Below are 15615 nucleotides of genomic sequence, written 5' to 3' on the forward strand. Positions count from 1 at the left end.
ATGACGTAAGAGAAGGAGAAATTCAGTGAAGATCAGCGAAATCGGCCTGCCCACCCGGGGCACCCGCCCGCAGCTCACGGAGAACAGCGGGTTCGAGTTGCGCAGCGATATCACTGTGGAACTGGTCGACCACTCCGCCAGTGACATCGGCGTCGTCCGAGCAGCCCGTGTTTCCACCGTCGGTGAGCGCTCACACCGCGAGGAGCGCGGCGAGGGCTACATGAACGGACTCCTCAAGTACCTGATGCGCAGCCGCCATGGCAGCCCGTTCGAGCACAATTACATGACGTTCCTCGTCAACGCACCGATTTTCACGGTGCGGCACATGATGCGACACCGCACGTGGTCCTTCAACGAAGAGAGCGCGCGCTACAGGGAGATCAAACCGGTCTTCTACGTGCCTGACAGCGACCGCCTCCTGCGTCAGGAAGGAAAGCCGGGCGATTACCAGTACGTTCCCGGGGCCGACGGGGACCACGCGATGCTGGCGACCTCGGCGTCGCGCGCCTACCAAGCCGCCTACGAGGAGTACAACGTCCTGCTCCGTGCGGGAGTCGCGCGTGAGCTGGCCCGTATGGTCCTTCCGGTCTCCACGTACTCAGCTGTCTATGCCACCTGCAACGCTCGTGCGCTGATGCATTTCCTCGCCCTCCGCACGAATCGAAGCGATGCCGCATACGTGTCGCACCCGCAGCGGGAGATCGAAATCGTCGCCGAGCAGATGGAGGACGAGTTCGCCAAGCTCATGCCTCTGACGCACGGCGCATTCGAGGAATTCGGCCGGGTGAGCCCGTGACGGTCGCAGGAGTACGGGACATGAAGGTCACCGTCTACGCCGGCTCGTCAGCGGGAAACAAGCCGGTGTTCGAGCGCGAGGCCAGGACATTCGCCTCCGAACTGGTCCGCGCGGGCTGCGAGATCGTCTACGGCGGCGGCGCGGTCGGCCTCATGGGGGCCGTGGCGGACGCCGCACTCGAAGCGGGTGGCAAGGTCACCGGCGTCATCCCGGAGTCTCTGGTCCACGCCGAGATCGCACATCGCGGCCTGACCGAACTCCATGTCGTGGATTCGATGCACGAGCGCAAGCAGTTGATGGCCGACCTCGGCGACTGCTTCGTCGCGCTGCCCGGCGGTGTGGGCACGGTCGAGGAGATCGTCGAGGTATGGGCCTGGCTCGTACTGGGCCAGCACCGCAAGCCCATCACCTTGCTGAACGTCGAGGGCTACTGGGACCGGCTCCTGGGAGTGGGACGGCGGATGGCCGTCAACGGCTTCCTGCGCCCCGAAGAGCTGGAGGGGTTCGTGCCCATCCATGACTGCCGGGACCTGCTCGAGGTCTGCCGCACCTGGACAGCACCGGCACCTCGGTGGCCTGCGGGACAGCACAGCAACCACGCCAACCACGAAAAGCACAACAACCACAGCAACCACAGGAAAGAAGCGAGCCATGACGGTGACGAGCGAACAGACCAATGCGAAGAACGCAAACCCCTCTCCCATCACCGTGGTTGACGGATATGTCCCGGTGATCGACCTCAGCTCGGCGCTCGGCGGCACCGCCGGGGCGCGCCAGGCGGTGGCCGACGCGATCGGCGCGGCCTGCGAGGACAGCGGATTCCTCGTGGTCGTCGGGCACGGTGTGCCGGAAGCGTCCATCTCCGGGATGTACGAGGCCACGCGGCAGTTCTTCGCTCTCCCGCATGAGCAGAAGGAGGCGCTGCGCAGCGACGCTCATGACCCTCTGATGCGCGGCTTCGGGCGTCAGGGCAGCCTCGCCGCGTCAAACGCCGAAGCCTCGGTCGCGGAGGAGCGTTCGCGGCCGGACCTCTCGGAGACCTTCACCTACAACCGGCTCGGGGAAGGCCACGACAACTCGCTCCCGGCGGGTGTCGACGAGCGGCTGCGACTGCCCAACAAGTGGCCCCGGCTGCCCGGGTTCTGCGAGGCGTACCGCGACTACTACGGGCGGATGGAAGATCTCGCGTTCGAGATCATGCGGCTGTTCGCGCTCGCTCTCCAGCTCCCGGAGCACTGGTTCGACCACAAGGTCGACCGGCACATGACGAACCTGACCGCGAACTACTACCCCGCTCAGCCCGTGGCGCCGGCACCGGGCCAGCTGCGCAAAGGTGTCCACAGCGACTGGGGCAGCCTCACCATCCTCTACCAGGACGACGCTCCCGGCGGGCTGCAGGTCCAGGACCGGCAGGGCGAGTGGCGCGATGCCCCCGTGATTCCCGGTTCCTTCGTCATCAACATCGGGGATCTCATGGCGATCTGGACGAACAACAAGTGGGTCAGCACGATCCACCGGGTGGTCAACCCGCCGCGCGAATTCTCGCACCGCGAACGCTACTCGATACCGTTCTTTCACCAGCCGAATTTCGACACGCTGATCGAGTGCATTCCAACGTGCACCACTCCCGGTAATCCGCCCCGGCACGAACCGGTGCTGTCCGGCGAATACATCATGGAGAAATTCCGCCGCGCCTACGGCCTGTAGGACAGAAGAAACGGTTCATGAATGCCACCGACCACATCCTCCCCGGGCCGCAGCGAGTCGCTCACGGCGCGGCTCGGGTTCCCCGACCTCACGGGCCATGGGCGATTCGTTGCGGCCAATGCCATCGACAGCCTGGCCAGCGGCCTGGTCATTTCATTCATGGTCGTGTACTTCTCCCACGTCACCACGCTGTCCCTGGTCTCGGTGGGCGCGTCGCTGACTCTGGGCTACTGCCTGGCGTTGCCCGTGCCCGCCGTGGCCGGCTGGCTGGTCGACAGATTCGGACCCCGCGCGGTCGTGGCCATCGGCAATCTCGTATCCGCTGCCGGCTTCGTCAGCCTGCTGGTTGCCGACTCTGCCTGGCAGATCGTCCTCACCCAGCTCATCGTGCAGACCGGAGCGTCCATGTACTGGACCTCCAGCAGTGCGCTGGTCGCTCTCGTCGCCCACGAGCACGACCGCACACGGTGGTTCGGTTTCATACGCGTCCTGCGCAATGTGGGCATCGGCTTCGGCGGCGCGGTCTCCGCCCTGGCCGTGGCTGTGGCGGGCACCACCGGGCTCAGGGTGCTCGTGGGGATCAACGTACTGACGTATCTGGCGGCGGCTTGGCTCATCCGTACCTGGCGCCACGCCGACGAGCCGGCCGGCGCGGGCACCGACGAGCCGGACGCCCCGCAGCCCCCGAAGGCAAGCTATCTCGCGGTGTTGCACGACGGCGCGTACATGCGGCTCGTCGCAGCCAACCTCGCATTCGTGCTCGCGGCCATGGCGCCGAGCGTCCTGCTGGGCATCTACGCAACCGAGAACCTCAAGGCGGGAACGTGGGTGGTCGGCGTACTGATCACCCTCAACACCGCGCTCGTGGCACTGACACAGACCCTCGTGGCCATCGTCAACGCGATCGCCTTCGGAGGGTTCGCCGCACTCAGCCTGCTGCCCCCCTGGGCCGCACTGGCGGGCCTGCTGACAGCCGTCATCGTCTACACGCTGGCCGAGGTCCTGGGCTCGCCGTCGATGAGCGAACTCAGTGTCGTACTCGCTTCCGCTCACGCCCGCGGTCGCTACCTCGCCGTCTACCAGCTCTCCTGGACCCTCGGCGGTGTCATCGCCCCGGTGGCGTTGACGTCGCTCCTGGCCCAGGGGTCCGCGTGGCCCTGGCTCTTTCTCTCCGCGATCAGCCTCGCCGCCATTCCCCTGGTACTGAGCCTGGAGCGGACCAGGCGCCGCACCTCGGCAAACGACAAGCCGGCGAATGCCCCTGCCAACGACCCGCCGGCGAATGCTCCTGCAAAGGACACGCCTGCGCATGCCCCTGCCGGCAGCGACGCCGGCGCATGGGAAGGAAACCTGTCATGAAGAAGATCCTGCTGATCGAGGCCAACGGGGCCGCCGGTCAGGAGTTACTGAACGCGGCCGACGAGCTCGGCATCGAGGCGTACGTCGCCACGCACAAGGAGCTCTACGAGCAGTACCCCACCGAACTCAAAGAGGCGATCAGCGGGACCGTCTTCACCGACTTCTGCCAACCGGCAACAGCACTGCGCGACCTGGCGACGTTCTGCCGGGCGCACGGCATGGACGGTGTGGTCACTTCCTGGGAGTTCCTCTCGCCGCTGGCCATCCGGCTCGCGGCGGAACTGGGGCTTCCCGGCCATGCCCCGGAGCTCGCGGACGCATGCCGCAACAAGCGGGTCATGTCCGAGGCATTCGCCGCTCACCATGTGCCGGCGCCGCGCACCGTAGCGGCCTCCCACCACGTGGAGCTGGCCCATCGCATCGCCGCAAGCGACCTGCACTTTCCCTTGGTCGTGAAGCCGGCGGAGAACGCCGGCTCGATCGGCGTGTCCGTGGTCGGGTCCGCTGCCGAGCTGCCCGCCGCCGCGGAACTGGCCCAGGCCCAGACGCATGAGTTCCCGCACGGCATCGCCCTGGACACCACGCTTCTGGCACAGGAGTACGTGGAGGGGGACGAGTACAGCGTCGAATCCGTGATCAGCGACGGCACGATCCATCACCTGGCGGTCACGGAGAAGTTCACCACGCAGGGCTCCAGCAGGGCCGAACTCGGCCACACCGTGCCCGCCGAACTGACGGACGAGACACGCTCCGCGATCCTGTCCGCCGCCGAACAGGCCGCCGGCGCCCTCGGGTTGCGCAACGGTGTCGCCCACACCGAGATCAAGGCGGACGCCCGCGGCATCGCGAAGGTCATCGAAATCGGAGCGCGTCCGCCCGGCGGCCACATCATGCGGCTGGTGGCCGAGGCGCTGGGCATCAGCGAAGCCCGCGCCTACCTGCAGACGGCGCTGGGGGAGCGGCCCGAGGTCACTCCCCGCCGGGACCGGGCGGCCGCCATCCGCTTCCTCACCGCCCCACGGGCGGGCACACTCCGGTGGATCGACAGCCTTCCGCATGGCGATGAGGTCATCGCCACGTCCCTGTACAAGATGCCCGGCGAGGAGGTCGGGGCGCCGCGCGACACCATGGGTCGTGTCGGCCACGTGATGCTGCGGGCCGGCACGCCTCGAGAGGTGAACAAGGCCGCGCTCGAGGTGGTCAACGCCGTGACGGTGGAGGTGGCGACCTCATGGTGACCACCAGGACCACGGCGGGGGCCAGGACTGCGGCGGGACCCAGGACTGCGGCGGGACCGCAGGCGATACGGCGCATGGCCTTCTTGCGCTCCATCGAGATCCAGCAGACCGGCCCCTACCTCAGCCACCTCCGCGACACCTTCGTCAAGGACGGCATCCAAGCCAAGCTCTTCTACACCGACGGCGACTGCACCGCTGCGGACTTCCCGGGTGAAGCCGCGAAGATGAGCCCGGACGTCACCGCGGACCAAGCCGCCGCACACCTTCTCGAATGGCAGCCTGACGCCGTCATCTCACTCTCGATCGCGGACGAAAATGCTCTACGGGACGCACTGGTCAAGGAAGAACTCGCCGCGCACGGCATTCCCATGGTCATGCACAGCGTCGAAGCAACCCGCCAACTGGCCAACAAATGGGATACCAAGGAACTGGTCCGCTCCTTCGGCCTCGACACCCCCGACGGCATGCTTCTGGACGGGGACCTGCTCAACGGGCGAAGCCTCGCGGTGCCTTCCTATCTCGAGCTTGTCGAGCACAACGCCCTGCGGTTCGGCTTTCCACTGCTCACCAAACCCTTGTGGGACTGCCTGGCCAACGGTGTCAGCTTCCTCGACGGCAAGGCAGACCTGCGCACCTACCTACGATCGCCGTACAACGGCAACGCGGTGCTCGAGAAGTGCTTGCGCGGAGAACTGTGCTCCGTCGAGATCATCGGCCGTGCGGGCGAGTACGTGATTCAGCCGCTCATCTGGAAGGGGCCGACCGGCGGCAAACCCGAATTCACCTTCGGCAATCTGCGATACGCGGCACCTCGACCGGCGGCCGAAGCGGACTTCGCCCCCGTTGCCCAGATCCTCCGGGACATGTGCGCAGAGATCGGCATCGAAGGTGCGGCCGAGATCGAAATGATCTACACCGACGGGGTCTACCAGATCATCGAAATCAACCCCCGGGTCTCCGGGTCGACGACCCTGTCGATCGCGGCATCCGGCTGCAACACCTACGCATGCCTGGTCGATCTGGCGATGGGCCGCTGGTCGCAAGCCGTGGCCCACGACCGGGAGCAGGCCCACCACCGCCTCGCCTTCCAGTTCCCCGTCACGGAACTCACAGCGGAAGCCGTACGCGCCATGGAGTCGGAACTGGATCTGGTACGTGCCACCCAGCTGCACATCGACGGTGTGGATCACGGAAACGTCATCCTCTCCTGCCGACCGGCGGAGGCCGCCCACCTCGTCTCCACACTGCGCTCCCTCACCGGACGTTTCGGGCTCATGCCCCTACATCTCATCGACGAGATCGACAGTGTCATCCGTCGTGCCGTGCCGGACACACCGCCGGCCGTTCCTCGCAACTCCGAATTCGCCGGGACGGCGACCTCCTGACGACGGCCCGCAGGCCCTCGACCGGGCGGCGGCGCCCGAGGTCCTTCGCCGCGTTCAGCGTCGCCGTCCGGGCGCCCGCGTACGTCGTCGAGGGCGTCATGCAGACGGCCAGGGCGCGGCGCGGTACCAGATCGCGCCCAGCCACTCCTGGTCGTACCTACGTGATGCAGAGCAGGGAGCGATGGCGGTGTGGGCCCGGTGTTCGCGGATCTGGCCGTGGTGGTCCGCGACCCAGGTGATCAGGGACGTGACGATGTAGACGGCTCCGACGCCGTGATCGCACCAGCCACGGAAAGATCATCCCTGCCGTGACCAGCGAGTATGGGGCAACCGTCAGGTGTGCAGGATGCGCACGGCGAGCAGCGTCTGCCAGGCGAAGCCGATCGTGAGTGAGACGCGCTGGATCAGTCCGCCGAGATCCACCCAGCGTCGATGCTGGCTGAACGCGGCATTGGCCAGCGCCATCGTGGTTGCGAAGAGCACACCGCTGGCGATCGAGTAGAGGACCCATCCCGGCGAGTTGGACAGGGCGAAGACGAAACAGGCCGCGGTAAGGGCGAGAAATCCGATGAGGGAGAACACGTCATGCAGAGACCCGGCGCGGGTGGGGCGCAGGAGCTGATCGGGGGTGCCGACTGGGTAACCGCTCACCGGATCCGTGCGGCAGGCACCTGCGCCCAGCAGACCGACCGCCCATACGCCGATCAGCAGTGCACCCCAGCGGGAAGTACCAGCGCGCCACATGCCCACAGCAAAAATCAGCGACAGCAAGCCCGTGAAGAGGAAGTTGACGGTTTGCGCCCACCCGGCGCGGCCGAGGGCGAGCGAACTGACGGGATGGCGGGACGGCTTGTAGTCCACACGGCTGGCGCCTGCCAGTAGGTACGCGACCGTGAAGAGAGGGCCAGCGGCCATCCCGCAGGCAAGCAGTGTTTGATTACCCATCATGTCAACATAGGTTGACATGATGGGTGTGTCAACCTATGTTGACATCCGCTTAGGTAAGCCGATCCCCAAGAGAGCGCACCACACCGGGGCCGTACTCGACACGGACACCCTCGACGGCCCGCTGCTCACCCTGCGGCTCGAAGACAGCGACCGGATCCCTGACCCTCAAACTCGCCTACGTCGTCGTCCTCGTCCGCTCTTCTCGCGAGCCGGCTTTGCAAGCAGGGCTGTTTGGAAGGCCGTCCAGGTGGCAGGGCGGACGTGGAGGGATGGGCCGGTGGGGTTCTTCGAGTCGCGTATGGCGATGGTGGTGGGGATGTTGGTGGCTACTTCGACGCACTCGGCTTCGGGGTCGCTATAGGTGGACTTGCAGTACTGGAATTCGGGCACGGTCACAGTTCCTTACGGAGCTTGTGGAGGAACAGCACGGACTCCCGTTGATCGAGGGAGCGTTCGGCGATCATCTCGAACAGCTCATCGTAGGCAGCAGCACCCTCTCCGCCTTCCACCCACCGCTGAGCGAAGGGGGCCTCCACGTAGACGATGTCCATGGCTCCGGGCTCGGCGAACGAGATGATGTTGAACGAGCCGTTCAAGCCGAAGTGTGTGCCTGCACTGAACGGGAAGATCTGGAGACCGATGTTCGGCAAGTCGGCCATCTGCGCCAGGTGGTCGAGTTGCCTGCGCGCCTCTTTCGTTCCGCCAGGGAAGTTCCGGAGCACTGCCTCGTAGATCACAGTCCGCAGCGAGAGGGGTGGATCCTCCGAGAGGCGCTGCTGCCGTGCGAGCCGTGCAGCGACGAACTCCTCGTCGGACTGCCTGTTCGTGGCCGCCGACGTGATGGGGTTGCTGCGCAGAGCCTGTACGTATTCGGCGGTTTGGAGCAGTCCAGGGACGAACGCGGGTTGCCACACCTTGATCGCCGTTGCGGCGCTCTCCAGAGTGACGTACTCCTGCATGACGCCACGGATTGTGTAGTCGTCCCACCATCCCCTGGCTTTACGACGCTCACGATCGACCTTCGCGAGCTCCAGGAGACCTCCGACGGTACCGGGGTCGTGAACTCCGTACAGCTCGCACAGGGCACGGACATCCGGGTCGCGCATGGGTACCCAGCCGCGCTCCATTTTCGCGATCTTCGTGGTGGACGCCGTGAGGGCCCTGGCCGCGTGGGTCTGTGTCATACCGGCGGCGATGCGCAACTTGATGAGTTCACCGCCCAGTCGACGCCCCAGGACGGTGGAGGTGCTGTTGCCCTGCATCGACTGGCTCGCGGTCACGTTGGTGCTCCTCCTGGCGTTGTTGCGCCGTCAGTCTGGCGCGGTGCGCGTCAGCCAAGCAAACCTCAATTGGAGGAAATCCTCCAAGAGGAACTTGCGGTAATGATGGGCTGCCCCTACCGTCGGTGACGAACTGCTCGCAGAGCGGCGCCAGTTGGTGCATGGCGCTGCTCAACCTGCCCGGAGGTGAGCGACATGGTCGCCCCCGAAGAGCCCGCAATGCTGGACGAAGTTCCGCTCCAGTACGACCGCCTGGACTACACCCCTCTCCCCAAAAGCGTCACCCTCGCCCGCCGCCGCGCCCACCGCCTCCTCACCGAGTGGGGTCACCCCGAACTCGCTGCTGACACAGCGCTGTTGGTGTCCGAGCTGGGCGGCAACGCCGTACTGCACGGGTGCCTGCGCGACCGGCTCTTCCGGGTGGAACTCACCCTTACCGAGCGAGCCGTACGCGTCTCTGTATCCGACCCGAAGGGCGAGGTACGGCCGAGCCTTCGAGAGGCGACTGCGGACGACATGTTCGGGCGCGGGCTGCTGATCGTCAGGGAGATCGCCGACCGGTGGGGCGTGTCCGAGCTGAAGGTCGGCAAGTCCGTGTGGTGCGAGCTGGACGTCGTATGTCAGGCGGCCCCCGCCCAGTACCGTGAGCCCAGCGAATTCCGGCTCCTGAGGAGGACGACGATGGCCGAACCGCTGAAGACCTTCGTCAACGGCGTCGAGGTCGAGGTGCCCAACAGCATCCCCGACATCCGCGCCGCTCTCCCGGAAGAGCGGCGTGAGGAATTCGACCGCGCCGTCAACGAGGCCGGAGTGCACGACATCCACGCCGTCATGCGGCACTGGATGCTGGAGGCCGTGCCCGACCCGGAGGCCGACGCGCTGCTGGAGCGGCTCGCCGCGGACGAGGCCGAGAGGCGGGGCGTCGCTTGAGCCACCGCATCACCTACGCGCCGCCCGCCGACGACACCTTGGCCAAGATGCGGAACGCCGAAGCGTTCAGGAGTGCGATGGATCGGACCATCGGCCGTGATCCGTACGGCTGCGGATCGACCGCTGTCGGGGGAGAGCGAGACCGGCGAGAGGCGACCGTCCTCGGTGCAATCGTGCTCTACTACGTCTCCGGTTCCGTCCTGACCGTGACCGTGGTCAGGCTCGTTCCCGGGCTGTGAGCGAGGGGCTCGGCTCCAGAGGGATGGCCAACCGGCAGCGGCGTGCGGCGGCGGGGGAGCGGATGCGGAGGGCCGCCCATGCAGTGCCGCCGGCGACTCCCGACGTACGGCGGTCGGCCCGGACATAAGCCCGTGCCGACCGCATGCCGCCTGGACCGCCTGGACGGTCAGTTCACGGAGACGGCAGACCAAGCCGCCGCCACAGCCTCGTACTCCGTACTCCCCGCCCCGTACAGATCCTTCGCCGCGTTCAGCGTCGCCGTCCGGGCGCCCGCGTACTTCGTCGAAGACGTCATGTAGACGGTCAGGGCGCGGGACCAGAACGCGCCCAGCCACTCCTGGTCGTACCACGTGATGCAGTTCCGCATCCAGGGCCTGACGGGCTGAGGGAGGTTCGGAAGGCGTCCGCGTCCACGCCGAGGCGTTCCGGGGTCCGAGGTCATGAGCCCGTGGTGCGGAGCCCGTACCTGCATGCGCTCGCCCTGGGCCTGCTTCTGCGGCGGGGACGGGCTACGCTCCCGCCATGCCGATCAAGGGTGGGGATCTGGCGCGCGCCTTCTGGGCTGTCGATCGCGCCCTCGGAGGACAGCGGCCTCCGACCAGGTCTCAGATGGTTGCAGCCAGGCGGCCACTCGTCGTCTGGCTTGTGGCAGGGATCGTGTGGTGGGGCCTCTTCATCATCCTCCTCGAGGGAGACGTTCTGCCCGCGTTGGGCATCGGCGTGCTGCTCGGCGGATTGCTGGCGATGTTCGCCCGGATCGAAAGGGGCCGCCAGCGCCGCCTCGTGAGTCTGGGAGTGTGGGACGGTGTCCACGCCCATTCGGTCGGCGAGACCCGCGCCATGGACAAGCGGCGGATCCACGGCGAGAACCTGCGGCCCCTGTGCGAGGTGTTGGCGCACTTCGCCGAGCACGACTTCGGGGACTCCGAATGGGAGGTCGTCGAGGCGGCCCTGCCGGGAACGGACATCGAGCGTGATGAGTGGTACAGCCACCGGCTGACCGGCCGACGCACGTTCACCCTGCGGATCGCGGCAGTGCCGGATTCGAGAGACGCCTTCGTCGAGATCTATGGGGTGCTGGGTGGCCGCGGAAAGTTCCTGTTCGCGGGGGTGCTGCACGTGTTCGGCAAGTATCGCGTCAGCTGATCTTCCCGCGAGCCGGAATGGCGGTGAGTTCGCGTTCGCGCGGCGTGCATCGGCACCTATGCCAAGAAGCACGGCACGGCGGTGCACCTGTTCAGCCTGAACGGGACCGACCCGACGTTCAAGGAAGTCTGCGGCCGCTCCGCGATCTCCGGCATGCACAACCAGGAGTCCATGGGCAATCGCTTCGCGACGTTCATGCGCGACATGCGGATCATGGATGAGGACGCGTACTCGCTGGACACCACATGAGCGTGGGTAACACCTGCCTGTACGGGACGCCGCCGCCCTTCAGTTCGGGCACGTAGTTGTAGATGGTGTTGGTTGTAGATGGTGTTGCGGGAGACGCCGAGGAGTTTCGCGATCGAGGTGACGGTGTTCTCCGGGCGGGCGAGCAGGTCCCGGGCGTGCCGGACCTGCTCTTCGGTCATGGCCGGCGGGCGGCCGAGGCGGACACCGCGGGCGCGGGCGGCGTCCAGGCCTTCGTTGGCGCCCTGGATGATGAGTTCTCGGATGAACTCCGCCAGGGCGGCGAAGACGTGGAAGACCAGGCGCCCGCCGGGCGTGGTGATGTCGAGTGCCTCGTGCAGTGAGGTGAAGCCGATGCCGCGCTTGCGCAGGCCGGACACGATGGCGATGAGGTCCTGGATGGAGCGGCCGAGCCGGTCCAGCGACGGGACGACGAGGGTGTCGCCCTCGCGGAGGTGGTCGAGGGTCTTCCACAGCTCTTCGCGTTCGGCGTTCTTGCCGGACTTCCGGTCGAGCAGTTGCCCTTTGGTGGACACGCGCGCGTATCCCACGAGTCCGCCGGCCCGTACGGCCGGAACGAGGGCGAGGAGGTCGGCGGTGTCGCCGTCGCGAGGCTGCTGCACACGCCAGGTCGTACAGAAAACGGTGCTCCCCGAGTTCTTGAGCACACTGACTTTCTGACACCGTTTTATGGGCATGATCGGGTGCCGATCCGGTCGCGCGACCCCGCGTACCGATCGTGGTCAGGAATCGGTCGATTCTCGGACACGAGAGGTTCGGTCCGTAGATCTCGTCCCTCGATATCGATCCCGACATGCCGCGTGGAGGGTATCCATGTCGGGCTCAGGGGATGGCCTCAATGCGTTCCATGTGCTCCTCGCCCCACTCACCGAGGGGGGCGAGCGCGGCGTTGAGGGAGTGGCCGAACTCGGTCAACGAGTACTCCACCTTCGGCGGTACCTGGTGAAAGACCTCGCGATGCACCAGGCCACTGGCTTCCAACTCCCGGAGCTGAAGGATCAGCATTCTTTCGCTGATGCCGGGCACCGCTCGCCTCAACTCTCCAAAGCGGAGCGGCCCTTCACCAAGCGAAAACAGGATCAGCCCCTTCCACTTACCCCCCATCACCGCGATGGCGGCGTCGAATCCACACGTATAGGCCCGCCGCGTCATGAAAACTCCTACTGACAAGAATGTGGGTACCAGACAGAATTGTAGGTACTTGATGGAATGTGTGTGAAGCCCCAGCATGGAACGAGCGTCGCAGCGGGGGCCCATTGACCGGTGCGGACGTGCTCATTCGGGATTCTTTTGATGCTCAACATCTGACTGCGTACTGGAGCGAAACATGACTGGGGACAACCGCACACCCGTGACTGTCATCGGGCTGGGTTCGATGGGGCGCGCGCTGGCCGAAGCGTTCGTCGCCGCCGGGCACCCGACAACGGTGTGGAACCGCACGCCGGGCAAGGCGGCGCCGCTGGTGGCCAAGGGAGCAGTCCATGCAGAGGCCGTGGAAGCTGCGGTCGCGGCGAGCCCGCTGGTGATCACCTGCCTGACTACCTTCGAGGACACCCAACGGGCTCTGGAGCCGGCCGCTGCCGCGCTGAACGGGCGGGCTCTCGTCACCCTGAACAGCGGTTCCCCGGCCGGCGCACGCGAGACGGCCGCCTGGGCCACCGGCCACGGCGCCCGGTTCCTCGGCGGAGCGGTCAAGAACGTGCCGTCGGCCGTGGGGGCGCCGGACACCCTTCTGTACTACGGCGGCGACAGAAGCGTGTTCGACGAGTACAAGACGACCCTGAGGGTGCTGGGCGGCGACACCGTCCATCTCGGCGATGAGACGGATCTCGCTGCGCTCTACGAGATGGCGGTCGGTGGCACCCTGCTGCCGGCGCTCGTCGGGTTCTTCCAGGGCGCCGCTGCTGTCCAGGCACGCGGGCTGGACGCAAGCACGTTGGTGCGCTTCACCATCAAGTGGTTCGAGATGATCAATTCCGTCCTGCCGGCCCTTGCTCAGGAGATCGACAGCGGTGATTACAGCAAGCCCGCTTCTACTGTGAACCTCTTCCTTGCGGGAGCCGCCCACGACGAAGAGCTCGGCAAGGAGTCGAACATCGACACAGCCTGGCACACCCCCCTGCATGATCTGTTGAAGCGGGCCGTCGAGGCAGGCCACGGAGACCACAGCATCTCAGCCCTGGTCGAGGTGCTGAGGAAGCCGGAGCAGGTGGCGTAGCGCAGCGTCCGGACTCGAAGTACGAGCCGCGATATCGCCCCGCTGCCTCACGGGTACCGGTCGGCCCAGCGACAACTCCGCTGCGGCTATGACGTCGAGGCCCTCCTCGATCTCCCGCTGGAGGTCGCGTAGCCGCAGGTAGCGGGCGACGAAGATGGTCTTCTGGGCGCGGCCGACCTCCAGCATCGCCGCGTAGGTGGGGTGGGAGGCGTTGCGGGTGAAGCGGCGCAGGATCGCCTCGGTGGAGGCGGTGCGGGTGCGGATCGCGGTGGAGGTCATGGAAGAGGACGAGGAGGCCGTCCGTATGGCGCCGCCCGCGCCTACCCACCTGCGGCGGCCGCCCCGGACGTAAGCCCGGGCCGACCGCCTCCCCCGGGACTCACCCCACGGACACGGCGCTCCAAGCCGCCGCCACAGCCTCGTACTCCGTACTCCCCGCCCCGTACAGATCCTTCGCCGCGTTCAGCGTCGCCGTCCGGGCGCCCGCGTACTTCGTCGAAGACGTCATGTAGACGGTCAGCGCGCGGTACCAGATCGCGCCCAGCTTGGCCTTGCCGATCCCCGTCACCGTCGCGTCGTTGCAGGTGGTGCCGTTGTGCTGTACGCCGCCGATCGTCTTCGGGCCGCTGCCCTCCGCCAGGAGGTACGCGAAGTGATTGGCGACGCCGGACGAGTAGTGCACGTCCATATCCCCGACCGACGAGCTCCAGCAGTCCGCCGACTTGCCGTCCTTGGAGGGCTGGTCCATGTAGCGGAGGGCGGAGCGGCCGAAGCCGGGCTTCACGACCTTCTCGCCGATCAGCCAGTCGCCGGGATCCGAGGGATTGTCGGCGTAGAACTCGACCAGTGTGCCGAAGATGTCGGACGTCGCCTCGTTCAGGCCGCCCGGCTCGCCCGAGTACGTCAGGGCGGCCGTCTTGGACGTGACGCCGTGGGTCATTTCGTGGCCCGCCACATCGAGTGACACCAGTGGACCGAACGTCGTCCCGTCACCGTCGCCGTACGTCATGCAGAAGCAACTGTCGTCCCAGAAGGCGTTGTTGTACTTGCTGCCGTAGTGCACGCGGTTGTACGAGCCCTTGCCGTCCCCCGCGATGCCGCTGCGCCCGTGGACGTTCTTGTAGTAGTCCCAGGTGGTGTCGGTGCCGTACTGCGCGTCGACCGCGGCCGTGGCGCGGTCCGAAGTCGCGCCGGTGCCCCAGTGGTTGTCGGAGTCCGTGAAGACGGTCGCGGGGGCGCGTATCGCGCAGATGACGAGGACGCAGGTGTCCGTCTTGTTCTGGGCGTCGCCCGTGTACGTGTTCCCGCGCGAGGGGTCGGTGAGCTGGTACGTCGATCCCGAGGGCGTCGTCTCCAGAGGCACCTTGCCGCTGTAGAGGGACTGGCCGTCACCCGTCGCCGTCTCGATGCTGTCCCAGGCGTCGATCTGCTTGCCACTGACGGCGTCGGTGAGGACGACGCGGGCGACCGGGTTGCCGAGCGAGTCCTGGCCCGCGGCCTCGGTGCGCCAGGCCAGCTTGGGGGAGCCGTGGAGGGCGTCAACGACCAGCTGGGGCTTGGACGTTATCTTGCGGAGCGTCTCGCCGAGGTTCGCGGCGCGCAGCGCGGCAGCGGCCAGGTCGGCGGCTTTCGGGGCGGGCACCGAAGGCTTGACGGACGGCACGGAGAGATCGCCGGAGATTGCACGGTCCGCGCCGCGGTAGTCGCCGTCCGGGGCCAGGTGGACCACGAAGTCGCCACCCATAACGGGGACTTGGCGGTACGTACGGTCGTAACGCACGTGCTGGCTGCCGTCCGCGTCGACGATCACGTCACGGACCTTCGTCCCCTGCGCGGAGGTGAGACCGAGGCGCGCGGCCTGGTCAAGGAGCACCGACGTGGCGTTGTCGATCGCCGTGGCGCGGGTCGGTCTGTCGGCCGTCACCGCGGTCGGGGCGAGGGCGCCCGCCAACAGGGCGGTGGCCGCCGCGGATATGCCGACGGTGGCGAGGCGCGAACCTCGGATGTGCTGCTGCCGTATCCGACTCATCGATCTCCTCAGGAAGGCGCGCGAACGCGTGTGGGGCGGCCTGGGGTGCCGTGGAGGCCTGGTGGGGGAGCG

Annotated in this window: 17 protein-coding genes and 2 pseudogenes; 11 read left to right on the forward strand and 8 right to left on the reverse strand. The window is 66.9% G+C overall.

The window, feature by feature from the left end; all coding sequences use genetic code 11:
• The first annotated feature begins 46 nt into the window (after nt 1–46).
• The 6 genes from thyX to G5C60_RS31715 are packed head-to-tail and all read left to right on the forward strand — an operon-like array spanning nt 47 to nt 6485.
• Nucleotides 47–796 (forward strand): FAD-dependent thymidylate synthase, encoded by a 750-nt coding sequence (gene thyX / locus G5C60_RS31690; protein WP_206440246.1) that lies wholly within the window; start codon nt 47–49, stop codon nt 794–796.
• Nucleotides 793–1512, forward strand: a complete 720-nt coding sequence (locus tag G5C60_RS31695; RefSeq protein WP_338145987.1) for an LOG family protein — start codon at nt 793–795, stop codon at nt 1510–1512. The genes thyX and G5C60_RS31695 overlap by 4 nt, the downstream gene beginning before the upstream one ends.
• Nucleotides 1448–2503, forward strand: coding sequence for an isopenicillin N synthase family dioxygenase (locus G5C60_RS31700; protein ID WP_165264443.1), 1056 nt, complete (start codon nt 1448–1450; stop codon nt 2501–2503). Before G5C60_RS31695 ends, G5C60_RS31700 begins: the two co-directional genes overlap by 65 nt.
• Before the next feature lie 21 nt (nt 2504–2524).
• Nucleotides 2525–3862: an MFS transporter gene (locus tag G5C60_RS31705; protein ID WP_165264444.1), complete on the forward strand. Its 1338-nt coding sequence runs from the start codon at nt 2525–2527 to the stop codon at nt 3860–3862.
• Nucleotides 3859–5100 (forward strand): ATP-grasp domain-containing protein, encoded by a 1242-nt coding sequence (locus tag G5C60_RS31710; RefSeq protein ID WP_165264445.1) that lies wholly within the window; start codon nt 3859–3861, stop codon nt 5098–5100. Before G5C60_RS31705 ends, G5C60_RS31710 begins: the two co-directional genes overlap by 4 nt.
• Entirely contained in the window at nt 5094–6485 is a 1392-nt protein-coding gene (locus G5C60_RS31715; protein ID WP_165264446.1) for an ATP-grasp domain-containing protein, read from the forward strand. The genes G5C60_RS31710 and G5C60_RS31715 overlap by 7 nt, the downstream gene beginning before the upstream one ends.
• Nucleotides 6486–6818: 333 nt before the next feature.
• Here the strand turns inward: G5C60_RS31715 and G5C60_RS31720 are convergent, their stop codons facing one another.
• From G5C60_RS31720 to G5C60_RS31730, 3 genes are all read right to left on the reverse strand, one after another.
• Nucleotides 6819–7451 (reverse strand): DUF998 domain-containing protein, encoded by a 633-nt coding sequence (locus G5C60_RS31720; protein WP_165264447.1) that lies wholly within the window; start codon nt 7449–7451, stop codon nt 6819–6821.
• A 147-nt stretch (nt 7452–7598) separates the two neighbouring features.
• Entirely contained in the window at nt 7599–7829 is a 231-nt protein-coding gene (locus G5C60_RS31725) for a DUF397 domain-containing protein (protein ID WP_338145988.1), read from the reverse strand.
• The gene (locus G5C60_RS31730) at nt 7826–8695 is read right to left on the reverse strand and encodes a helix-turn-helix domain-containing protein (RefSeq protein ID WP_165264461.1); all 870 of its coding nucleotides are present in this window, start codon (nt 8693–8695) and stop codon (nt 7826–7828) included. Before G5C60_RS31730 ends, G5C60_RS31725 begins: the two co-directional genes overlap by 4 nt.
• A 237-nt stretch (nt 8696–8932) precedes the next feature.
• Between G5C60_RS31730 and G5C60_RS31735 the strand changes: the two are divergent.
• The 3 genes and pseudogenes from G5C60_RS31735 to G5C60_RS31745 all read left to right on the forward strand — a co-directional run.
• Nucleotides 8933–9295 (forward strand): annotated as a pseudogene (locus tag G5C60_RS31735) (ATP-binding protein); the annotation flags it as partial.
• A gap of 99 nt (nt 9296–9394) precedes the next feature.
• A complete protein-coding gene (locus G5C60_RS31740; protein ID WP_165264462.1) occupies nt 9395–9643 on the forward strand; it encodes a hypothetical protein in 249 nt (82 codons plus the stop codon).
• Complete coding sequence (locus G5C60_RS31745) at nt 9640–9882, forward strand: hypothetical protein (RefSeq protein WP_165264449.1); 243 nt, start codon at nt 9640–9642, stop codon at nt 9880–9882. The genes G5C60_RS31740 and G5C60_RS31745 overlap by 4 nt, the downstream gene beginning before the upstream one ends.
• Before the next feature lie 167 nt (nt 9883–10049).
• On the opposite strand, the pseudogene G5C60_RS31750 reads toward G5C60_RS31745, so the two are convergent.
• A pseudogene (locus G5C60_RS31750) lies at nt 10050–10217 on the reverse strand (M4 family metallopeptidase); the annotation flags it as partial.
• 311 nt (nt 10218–10528) lie between these two features.
• Here G5C60_RS31750 and G5C60_RS31755 point away from each other — a divergent pair.
• Complete coding sequence (locus G5C60_RS31755; protein WP_165264450.1) at nt 10529–11029, forward strand: hypothetical protein; 501 nt, start codon at nt 10529–10531, stop codon at nt 11027–11029.
• 56 nt (nt 11030–11085) lie between these two features.
• On the opposite strand, the gene G5C60_RS31760 is transcribed toward G5C60_RS31755, so the two are convergent.
• Nucleotides 11086–11898, reverse strand: coding sequence for a recombinase family protein (locus G5C60_RS31760; RefSeq protein WP_338145989.1), 813 nt, complete (start codon nt 11896–11898; stop codon nt 11086–11088).
• Nucleotides 11899–12118: 220 nt separating this feature from the next.
• The gene (locus G5C60_RS31765; protein WP_165264452.1) at nt 12119–12448 is read right to left on the reverse strand and encodes a winged helix-turn-helix transcriptional regulator; all 330 of its coding nucleotides are present in this window, start codon (nt 12446–12448) and stop codon (nt 12119–12121) included.
• A 175-nt stretch (nt 12449–12623) separates the two neighbouring features.
• On the opposite strand from G5C60_RS31765, the gene G5C60_RS31770 reads away from it, so the two are divergent.
• The gene (locus tag G5C60_RS31770) at nt 12624–13514 is read left to right on the forward strand and encodes an NAD(P)-dependent oxidoreductase (RefSeq protein WP_165264453.1); all 891 of its coding nucleotides are present in this window, start codon (nt 12624–12626) and stop codon (nt 13512–13514) included.
• Here G5C60_RS31770 and G5C60_RS51245 read toward each other — a convergent pair.
• Together G5C60_RS51245 and G5C60_RS31780 are read right to left on the reverse strand one after the other, a co-directional pair.
• The gene (locus G5C60_RS51245) at nt 13470–13793 is read right to left on the reverse strand and encodes a Tn3 family transposase (protein WP_206440244.1); all 324 of its coding nucleotides are present in this window, start codon (nt 13791–13793) and stop codon (nt 13470–13472) included. The genes G5C60_RS31770 and G5C60_RS51245 overlap by 45 nt on opposite strands.
• Nucleotides 13794–13893: 100 nt before the next feature.
• Nucleotides 13894–15543 (reverse strand): M4 family metallopeptidase, encoded by a 1650-nt coding sequence (locus G5C60_RS31780; RefSeq protein WP_165264454.1) that lies wholly within the window; start codon nt 15541–15543, stop codon nt 13894–13896.
• Nucleotides 15544–15615 lie beyond the last annotated feature (72 nt).

Origin of the sequence: Streptomyces scabichelini (assembly GCF_011045015.1) — a bacterium.
Lineage (GTDB): Bacteria > Actinomycetota > Actinomycetes > Streptomycetales > Streptomycetaceae > Streptomyces > Streptomyces scabichelini.